Source organism: Micromonospora palomenae (assembly GCF_007829925.1).
Lineage (GTDB): Bacteria > Actinomycetota > Actinomycetes > Mycobacteriales > Micromonosporaceae > Micromonospora > Micromonospora purpureochromogenes.
Window position 1 is genome coordinate 251,255 of the sequence record NZ_VIXA01000006.1, and the last position, 6,562, is coordinate 257,816.

Annotated in this window: 5 protein-coding genes and 1 pseudogene; 2 read left to right on the forward strand and 4 right to left on the reverse strand. The window is 74.1% G+C overall.

Annotation, left to right across the window (positions count from 1 at the left end):
• Nucleotides 1-77 precede the first annotated feature (77 nt).
• Together FHX75_RS29930 and FHX75_RS29935 are read right to left on the reverse strand one after the other, a co-directional pair.
• Complete coding sequence (locus tag FHX75_RS29930) at nucleotides 78-581, reverse strand: pyridoxamine 5'-phosphate oxidase family protein (protein ID WP_154943924.1); 504 nt, start codon at nucleotides 579-581, stop codon at nucleotides 78-80.
• 67 nt (nucleotides 582-648) lie between these two features.
• A complete protein-coding gene (locus FHX75_RS29935; RefSeq protein WP_154943925.1) occupies nucleotides 649-1,146 on the reverse strand; it encodes a polyadenylate-specific 3'-exoribonuclease AS in 498 nt (165 codons plus the stop codon).
• A gap of 283 nt (nucleotides 1,147-1,429) precedes the next feature.
• Here FHX75_RS29935 and FHX75_RS29940 point away from each other — a divergent pair, with 283 nt between their 5' ends.
• Entirely contained in the window at nucleotides 1,430-2,122 is a 693-nt protein-coding gene (locus FHX75_RS29940) for a Crp/Fnr family transcriptional regulator (protein WP_088961072.1), read from the forward strand.
• Between the two features lie 60 nt (nucleotides 2,123-2,182).
• Here the strand turns inward: FHX75_RS29940 and FHX75_RS29945 are convergent, their stop codons facing one another.
• Nucleotides 2,183-2,398, reverse strand: a complete 216-nt coding sequence (locus tag FHX75_RS29945; RefSeq protein WP_154943926.1) for a hypothetical protein — start codon at nucleotides 2,396-2,398, stop codon at nucleotides 2,183-2,185.
• Between the two features lie 162 nt (nucleotides 2,399-2,560).
• Here FHX75_RS29945 and FHX75_RS29950 point away from each other — a divergent pair, with 162 nt between their 5' ends.
• Complete coding sequence (locus tag FHX75_RS29950; protein WP_154943927.1) at nucleotides 2,561-6,145, forward strand: ATP-binding protein; 3,585 nt, start codon at nucleotides 2,561-2,563, stop codon at nucleotides 6,143-6,145.
• A gap of 176 nt (nucleotides 6,146-6,321) precedes the next feature.
• On the opposite strand, the pseudogene FHX75_RS29955 reads toward FHX75_RS29950, so the two are convergent.
• Nucleotides 6,322-6,562, reverse strand: a pseudogene (locus tag FHX75_RS29955) (1-acyl-sn-glycerol-3-phosphate acyltransferase); the annotation flags it as partial.

Consider the following 6,562-nt stretch of genomic DNA (forward strand, 5'->3'; position numbering starts at 1 on the left):
AGTGCGCACTGTAGTCGGCGCGGGTGCCCGCCGACACCGCGCCCCGGCCCGTCCCAACCGCCGAACCGGGCTACCGGTCAGTAGCTGACCTCGTGGTTCTCGCCCGCCTTCGGCGGCCTGCCGGTCACCGCCGCCCGGGCGAACCCGAGCAGGTTGACCACCGCGCCGCCCGGCGAGTCCCAGTACTCGGCGGAGTTGGCGTGCACCTTGATCAGCGTCAGGCCGGGGGTGTCCAGGCCGTCCGGGAACCAGGTCTTCAGCAGCGGGTTCCACAGCTGCTCGGCCTTCGCCCGGTCGTAGCTCTCCTGGGCGGTGCCGGAAACCGACACCCAGGCGTCGTGCCGCTGGTCGGAGAAGGCGACGTTCACCTCCGGGTTGACCCGGATCTGGCGCACCTTCGGCGAGTCGGCGTAGGCGAAGAACCACAGGTCGCCGTCGAACTCCGCCTCCTGCAACCCCATCGGCCGGCTCACCATCCGCCCGTCTACGCCGATGGTGGTCAGCATGCAGATCCGGGCCCGCCGGATCAGCTCGGTCACCCGGCGGCGGGCGTCGGCGGCGCTGGTCGGGTCACTACTCATCGTGAACTCCCTCGCATCGGCTCGCCGAACCGGTGCCCCGGACAGAACGGGTCAAACCCGCGTGGCCTCACCGGCCCGTCATCGCCCGCCAGCGCGCCAGGTTGTGCCGGGCGTCGACCAGGGCGTCGTGCCGGTCGGCGTCGGCGTCGGGCAGCTTCGGTCGACCCCGGTCGTCCCAGAGCTGGCGCAGCTCCTTGGTGAACCGGGGGATCTCCCGGGGCAGCGCCGGCATCGCCCCCCAGAGCTGCGCCAGCACCACGTGGTCGTACGCGGCGTACCAGGCCCAGAGTTCGAGCTGCTCGCCCGGGCGGTCGCGGACCGGCTCCAGCAGGAAGTCGTAGAGGTCGTCGCGGATGCGCTCGCGCGAGCGCCAGGCGCGGTCGGCCGGGGACGGCAGCTTGTCGAGCACGTTGCGGCGCACCCAGGGCACGGCGCGGGAGTCGTCGAACTGGGTGGAGACCGCGTAGAACTCGCGGCCGTACTCGTCGACGACACCGATCGACACGAGGTCGACGATGAGGCCGTCCTCGATGAATTCGCAGTCGTAGAAATAGCGGTAGACCATCGCGTCAATCCTCGCGTACGCCCGGCGGCGTCCGCCGCCCGGGTCCGTTACCGACCGGCTCCCCACCCTTGGTACGAGGGCGAAACCGCACCTCAGCCGGCACCCGGACCCCGACCGGCGGCGTCACGCAGACGATTTGAGGGGTGTACAGCAAGCGACTGGACCGTCATGATCTGATGTGTACCGCTACCGGACGCCGAATTGGTGTCAGTTCACCTCTTCAGGGGCCGTCAGGTTCACCCGGTGAGCGAGTTGTGGTCCTTGACCGGGGAGGGGTTGGGCCGTGGAGATGCGCCTGCCGGAGCCGGGTGACGCCCTCACGGGCGTGGAGATGTTCGCCGGGCTGGAGCCGGAGGTGCGGCAGCGGGTGATCGCCGCGGCGGTGCCGCGCACGTATCGCAAGGGCCAGCTGCTCTTCGTGGAGAACGACCCGGGCGAGTCGCTGATCGTGCTGCGCCGCGGGGCGGTGGCGGTGTTCCGCACCGCGCCGACCGGCGAACGGGCGGTGCTGTCGGTGATCCGACCGCCGGACGTCCTCGGCGAGGTCTCGCTGCTGGACGCCTCCACCCGCTCGGCGTCCGCCGAGGCGATCGAGGACAGCGCCGCGCTGGCCCTGTCCCGGCCCGCCTTCATGGAGCTGGTGCACTCCAACCCGCGCATCCTGGACGCGGTGATGCGCTCGCTGGGCGGCCTGATCCGCCGGCTGACCGAGCAGAACGCCGACCACGTCTTCCTGGACCTGCCCGGCCGGGTGGCCAAGACCCTGGTCCGGCTGGCCGGCGAGAGCCAGGCCCCGATGATCACCATCGAGCTCAACCAGAGCCAGCTCGCCGAGATGGCCGGCGGCTCCCGGCAGAGCGTCAACCAGGCGATCGGCTCCTTCGCCAGCCGGGGCTGGCTGCGGACCGAGGGTCGCCGGATCGTCGTCACCGACGTGTCGGCGCTGCGCCGCCGGGCCGGGATGAACGACCGCTGACCGCGCGACGCGGCCGGGCGCTACCTGCGCCGGCCGCGTCGTCGGCTCATCACCCCCGGCTCACGGGGTGGTGCTGGTCGGCCCCGCCCAACTGGTGGTGGTGCCGGTCGGCCCGGCCCAGTCGGTGCCGTCCTTGCCGCCACCGGACTGCTCGCTGACGATCCCCTCGGCCTGGAGCACGGCCAGCGTGGCGGCGTCGACGTCGACCGACTCCCCCGCGGAGTGGGCGACGCCGTCACCGTCGGTCCAGTCGCTCTCGAGCTTCACATACACCATGATCTCTCCCCTTGATCATTGATGGGATTTCGGCCGCCTGAATGTAGCTCTCCCAACCGGCCGGAGGAGTGTCCACAAGCCAACAGCCCGGTACCCGACAACGCCGGCAACCGCGATACTCACGGTGGACACCGGGCGACGACCGGCAGGCAGAACCACCCAGTGGAGGGCGTCATCTCCGCGCAGTGTGACCGTTGTGGACGTACCGCCGCCGACGGCGACCGCTTCTGCGGTGGCTGTGGGACGGAGCTGGGTGCGCTCTGCCCGCACTGCCTGCGGCCGCTCGCCACCGACGCGGTGTTCTGCACCTCGTGCGGCGCGCCCCGCGCCGGCTCCGGCCGGCCCGTCGCGACCCCGCAGGAGGACCGCCGTCGGGTCAGCGTCCTCTTCGTCGACCTGATCGACTTCACGCCGTACGTCGAACGGGCCGACCCCGAGCAGGTCCGTGGCATGCAGACCGGCTTCTTCTCCGCCGCCAAGCGGGTCGTCGGGCAGTACGGCGGCGTGGTCGAGAAGTACATCGGCGACGCGGTGATGGCGCTCTTCGGCGCCCCGGTGGCCACCGAGACCGACGCGCTGCGCTGCGTGCGCGCCGGGCTGGAGCTGCAACGGGTGCTCACCCGGTTCGCCCCCACCGGCGCCGACGAGCTGCGCTTCCGGGTGGGCGTGGCGACCGGCGAGGCGCTGGTCGACGTGGCCGCCGCCCGCGACGGCGGGCAGGCCATCGTCGCCGGCGACGTGGTCAACACCGCCTCCCGGATGCAGTCGGTGTCGCCGCCCGGCGGGGTGCTGGTCTGCGGCACCACCCACGCGCTGACCAAGGACGCCATCCGGTACGCCGAGCAGCCGCCGGTCACGCTGCGCGGGCGCTCCTCGCCCACCGAGGTCTGGCTGGCCCTGTCCCCGGTACGCCGGCAGCCGACCGACCGGGAACCCGACACCACCCCGCTGATCGACCGCGAACACGAGCTGGGCCTGCTGGTCAACGCCCTGCACCGCTCGCTGCGGGACCGCCGCCCCCAGGTGGTGACGCTCTTCGGCCGGGCCGGCATCGGCAAGAGCCGGCTGATCCGGGAGCTGTACCGGCACTCCGGGCGGCTGGTCGACGAGCCGCTGAGCTGGCGTACCGGGCGGTGCCCGCCGTTCGGCGAGAACGTCACGTTCGCCGCGCTGGCCGACATCGTCAAGACCGAGGCCGGCATCCTGGACACCGACCCGGCCCCCACCGCGTCCCGCCGGCTGAGCGCGGCGGTGGCCGAGCTGGTCGGCCCGGGCGAGCGGGACCGGCTGGTCGACGCGCTGCGCCCGCTGGTCGGGCTCGCCGGCGTCACGCTGCCCGCCGAGGAGACCGAGTCGGCCTGGCGTCGCTTCCTGCTGGCGCTGGCCGCCCGCCGTCCCACCGTGCTGGTCTTCGAGGACCTGCACTGGGCCGACGACGCGATGCTGCGCTTCGTCGAGCTGCTCGGCGCCGCCGCCCGGGACGTGCCGCTGCTGCTGCTCTGCACCGCCCGCCCGGAGCTGGTGGACCGGGACCCGAGCTGGGCGGGCACCATCACCGGCTCGGTGACGATCACCCTCCCGCCGCTGCGCGACACCGGCATCGCCTCGCTCTACGCGCACATGTTCGGCCAGGCGGCCTTCTCCGCCGACATGCTCAGCCCGCTGATCGAGGTGGCCGGCGGCAATCCGCTCTACGCCCACGAGTACGTGCGGATGCTGATCGAACAGGGTGCGCTGCGCCAGTCCGGGCGCGGCTGGTCGCTGGAGAAGCACCTCGACCTGCCGATGCCGGAGAGCGTGCACTCGGTCATCGCCAACCGCGTCGACCTGCTCGACGCCAAGGACCGCGCGGTGCTGCTGGCCGCCTCGGTGGTCGGCGTGCAGTTCTGGCCGGGCGCGGTGGCCGCCGCGCTGGGCCAGCCGGTCGAGTCGGTGGAGCGGTGCCTGCGCCGGCTGGAGCAGCGCGACTTCATCCACGAGCAGGGGGCGTCCACGATGGCCGGGCAGCCGGAGTTCCGGTTCCGGCACGTGCTGGTGCGCGACGTCTGCTACCAGCGGCTGCCGCGTACCGAGCGGGTGGCCCGGCACGAGCGGACGGCGGGCTGGCTGGACGCGCTGTCGCAGAGCCGGGACACCGACCTGGCCGAGGTGCTGGCGCACCACCGGTGGGCGGCCCACGAGATCGCCCGCACGCTGGGCATGCCGATCCAGCGGTACGCCGGCCCCGCGCGGGCCGCACTGCACCGGGCGGCCCGCCGCGCGTACGCCCTGCACGGGCTGGACGCCGCGGCCAGCCACGCGGGCCGCGCGCTCGGCCTGGCCGACGACAGCGACCCGGTCGACCGGCTGCAACTGGAGCTGCTGAGCACCGAGATCTCGTTCTACCGCGACGGCAACGCCTTCCTCTCCGGCGGCGGCCCGGAGCAGCTGCACGCGCTGGCCGATCGGCTGCTCGCGCACGGCGACGAGGCCTGCGCGGCCCGGGCGTGGACGCTGCTCGGCCAGGCGGCCTGGTTGCGCGCCGACCGCAGCGCCGCGGTGGCCTGTCTGGACCGGGCGGTCGCGCTCTTCGCGCCGCTGCCGGACAGCGCCCAGAAGGCGGACGCGCACGCCGAGCTGGGCCGGCTGCACATGCTCAACTACGAGCGGGACGCGGCGGTGGCCGCCGCCGAGACGGCGGTCGGGATCGGCGAGCGCCTGGGCCTGGCGGAGATCCGCACCAACGCCCGGATCACCGCGGCCACCGCCCGCTACCAGGCCGGCGACCGGGCCGGCCTGGACGAGCTGCACGCGCTGGTCGAGTTGAGCCGGACCCAGCAGCTGCTCGCCCTGCCCCGGGCGTTGCAGAACCTCGCCTTCGCGCTGCGCGAGGAGGGCGACTGGCTGCGCTCCGACGCGCTGCTGTCGACCGCGCCGGCCGCCCGGGGCAGCGGGCAGACCCTCGCCACCAGCTACTCCGGCGAGGCGATGCGGGCGTACTTCGACGGGGACTTCGGCCGGCTGCTGGCCGCCGCCGACGCGTTCGTGGACACCCCCACCGGCGGCTGGGACATGCAGGTGCGCGGCCTGCGCTCGTGCCTGCTGGTGCTGCGGGGCCTGCCGGTGCCGCCGGCGCCGCGCCCGCTGCCGGCCGCCGGGGACGAGCCGGCCGCCGTGGGGGCCGAGCGGCACCGCGACGACGTGGCGGCGGCGCTGGAGACGGCCCGCCGCAGCGGGTTCCACCGGCCCTACTGGACGATGCTCGGGATGGCCGCGCTCTGCCGGGCGTTGCAGGGGCGACTCGACGAGGCGGCCGCGCTGGTGGACGAGCTGGCCGACGCGTGGACGGCCGTGCCGGCGCTGGCCAGCGGCGAGTGGATCGCGGCGGCGGCGTACGCGGCGACGCTGGCCGGCCGGGACGCGGCCGTACGGGTCCGGGCGATGCTGGACCAGTTGGCCCACCGCACCCCGTGGTCGGAGGCGGCGCTGCGCACCGTGACCGGGGCGCTGGCCGCGGCGGACGGCGACCACCGGCGCGCCGGCGAGCTGCACCTGGCCGGGGCGGAGATCTACGCCCGCATCCCGGACGTCACCGACCGGGTGCTGGCCCTGGCGCTGGCCGCGGCGGAGCTGACCCTGGCCGGCGACCCGGCGGCCCGGGCGCCGCTGGCCGAGGTGCGCACCTTCGCCCTGCGCAACGACGCCCCCGGCCTGCTGGACCTGGCCCGCGGCCCGGTGCCGCAGACCGGCCCCGCCCTGGCCTCCTGACCCCGTCCCTCGCCCGGTCCCACCGCGCCCCGCCGGGCCTTGATCGACACGGTTTGCGGCGAGTCGCGGTGTCCGGCCCAGCGGTGACCCCGACTCACCGCAAACGGAGTTGATCAGCCACCGCGAGCAGGGGCGATCGATCCCGTGGTGCGTGGGCAGAGCGACCGGCCGGACCGTCAGGCGGCGATCGGCTCGCGGGCGAGCGGCTCGGCGGGGGGCTGGTTCTTCAGCTTCGCGGCGTACATGTCGATGTACTCGCGACCGGAGAGCTCCATCAGCTCGTACATGATCTCGTCGGTCACCGCCCGCTCGACAAAGCGGTCGCCGGCCAGGCCGGCGTAGCGGGAGAAGTCCAGCGGCGGGCCGAACCGGATCCGGACCCGGGCGATCTTGGGGATCAGCTTGCCGGGCGGCTGG